The organism is Sulfurovum sp., assembly GCF_049668085.1.
Taxonomy (GTDB): Bacteria; Campylobacterota; Campylobacteria; order Campylobacterales; family Sulfurovaceae; genus Sulfurovum.
Genome location: NZ_JBATIY010000062.1, coordinates 1 through 1,904, shown reverse-complemented (window position 1 = coordinate 1,904; position 1,904 = coordinate 1). Strand labels below are relative to the sequence as shown.

Sequence of the window (1,904 nt, the reverse complement as noted above, 5' to 3'; positions counted from 1 at the left end):
AAAAATGTCTTGTTCTAAAAACATTATAAAATATATGACTTTATAAAGTTTCTATTTAGAGTGCGCATAAGTGTTTTCTTCTCTTTCTATACAATAATATAATCTATTCCGAATCCAACTTTATCTTTAGACCCTTTTGTAGATCGATTATAGCATCCTGTCCTACTGTTATCATACCTTCCTGAGAACGATCAAGATCCAATACTACTTCAGTAAGCGTTGCAAAGGCCAGAATAAGAGGTATTACAGCAGCTAACCTACGGGACTTTGAAAGTCTAGCCTGGGCCCCCATTGTGATCATAGTCAATGAAGAAATAGCCAATAGTACTAACCAAATACTACTGGGGATTCGATTGTAAAAGCCCGCTGTTACACGTGATTGATGTATATCCATTATATCGTTAATCGATTGAAGTATAAGTCCCGCATATATCTTGGGTTCTCTTTTCATTGCTGAAGAAACCTGTTCCCAAAGCAGTGCATGAATCTCTAAAGATCTTTCCATCACTTCTTGTATTTGTTTTAAGTCTCCAGTTTGTATAGCATATACACGACTATTTACGTACTCTTTTAAAAGTTGCTTTACTTTTTTTTCATCCCTTTCACCAAGTAAATCTGCACGAACATATGCAGTTCCGATTATATTTGCTTCATTGAGAATATTTTGTTTTCTAAGGTTATGCTGAGAAGCAGCCATCGCAAATGTAAATGCGAGAACAAAAGCCAGCATGGCTAATAAACCACTGACCATAGGACTGATGGAGGCGAATCCTTCTTTGTCTTTATTTGAAGCAGTAAAACTACTAATTCGATATCCTATTTCAAATGAAAGAAATAAAATCAGGATCATACTAATGTATATCTGCCATATAGGAAAAGTGTCAAATACTCCTATGGGTAAAGATTCTAATATTTTTGGGTTCATAGAGACTCACTTCAGATTTATGATGTATATATAATTTTAGCATAATTCATAACATAATTTAATATGTTTTATTGAAATAATATCAATTTAAAAAATATAAAAATCATCTTAAAGATAATTTAACATTACTAGGGTAAAGTAAGATAAAATAGATTATTTTGAACTTTTAAAAAGGATAGCAGATCATGAATCCATCTAACAAAGAGCTACGATTACGTAGAAATTGTCAACTCTATGCCTACCTACTGGTAGTACAGAGTAAAGAAGTCCCAGAAGAGATACAAGAGTGTGCAGACTCATATGATTATGACTTTCTTGTTGACTGTGTTTCAGATTTTTCTGATGAGATTGAAGGCTTAGATAGTGATACTTTCGAAAGATTAGTGAACAACACAGAGTCAAAGGAAGCACGTGAACTTGCATACTGGTGGAAGATGCACCAAGAGGCTAACAGGCTTCGCGAAGAGATAGTTCAGACCTGTTTATAGTCAAATTTAGGGGTTAGCTCAGAAGTTGAAGTATTACTTACTAGTTGCTGATTTACGTCTCCATGCGGTATATGTTGAGTATGATGGATTTCCATCAACCATCTTGTCGTAAGCATGTTTATAGCTACAATTATACTTTTCCTTATAGGCACTGATTACTTCTAAAACCATTTCTTTATCTGCTTGTTTGTAGGTGCCCCTCAATGACTTCACTAAATTTATCGGTTCTATGTGCATGCTCATGTCCATAAATATCCTTTTTGTAGAAGTCTACATCAATATTAATTAATAGTCCTAGTTTATGCCTCAGAAGCCATACGTTCAAAGAAATTTAAAACCTCTTTTACGGTTTGATTTCCATCATTTCTTGACTTTACACAATGTTCTAGGTCAAATTTAACGTCATTTTTTTTACAGGCATCTACAAAATATGCCGTTTCATCTTCTGGACCAGTTTGATCAGCAGTTCCATCGTCACACAAGTAAAAGAT

General features: G+C 34.1%; 4 protein-coding genes. 1 reads left to right on the top strand and 3 read right to left on the bottom strand.

Going from position 1 to position 1,904, the window contains the following annotated elements:
• Positions 1-103: 103 nt before the first annotated feature.
• On the bottom strand, positions 104-850 hold the full coding sequence (locus WBM70_RS03880; protein ID WP_424557194.1) for a hypothetical protein: 747 nt from the start codon (positions 848-850) through the stop codon (positions 104-106).
• Between the two features lie 260 nt (positions 851-1,110).
• On the opposite strand from WBM70_RS03880, the gene WBM70_RS03875 reads away from it, so the two are divergent.
• Entirely contained in the window at positions 1,111-1,413 is a 303-nt protein-coding gene (locus tag WBM70_RS03875) for a hypothetical protein (RefSeq protein WP_424557193.1), read from the top strand.
• A 33-nt stretch (positions 1,414-1,446) separates the two neighbouring features.
• Here WBM70_RS03875 and WBM70_RS03870 read toward each other — a convergent pair whose 3' ends face one another.
• A complete protein-coding gene (locus tag WBM70_RS03870) occupies positions 1,447-1,656 on the bottom strand; it encodes a hypothetical protein (RefSeq protein WP_424557192.1) in 210 nt (69 codons plus the stop codon).
• A gap of 56 nt (positions 1,657-1,712) precedes the next feature.
• Positions 1,713-1,904, bottom strand: a 192-nt coding sequence (locus WBM70_RS03865; protein WP_424557191.1) for a hypothetical protein, incomplete at its 5' end; no start/stop codon positions are given.

What these genes read in the sequence shown, in the direction of transcription:
- WBM70_RS03880 (WP_424557194.1), bottom strand. Translation starts at nt 850, where the DNA reads ATGATCCTGATTTTATTTCTTTCATTTGAAATAGGATATCGAATTAGT.
- WBM70_RS03875 (WP_424557193.1), top strand. Translation starts at nt 1,111, where the DNA reads ATGAATCCATCTAACAAAGAGCTACGATTACGTAGAAATTGTCAACTC.
- WBM70_RS03870 (WP_424557192.1), bottom strand. Translation starts at nt 1,656, where the DNA reads ATGAGCATGCACATAGAACCGATAAATTTAGTGAAGTCATTGAGGGGC.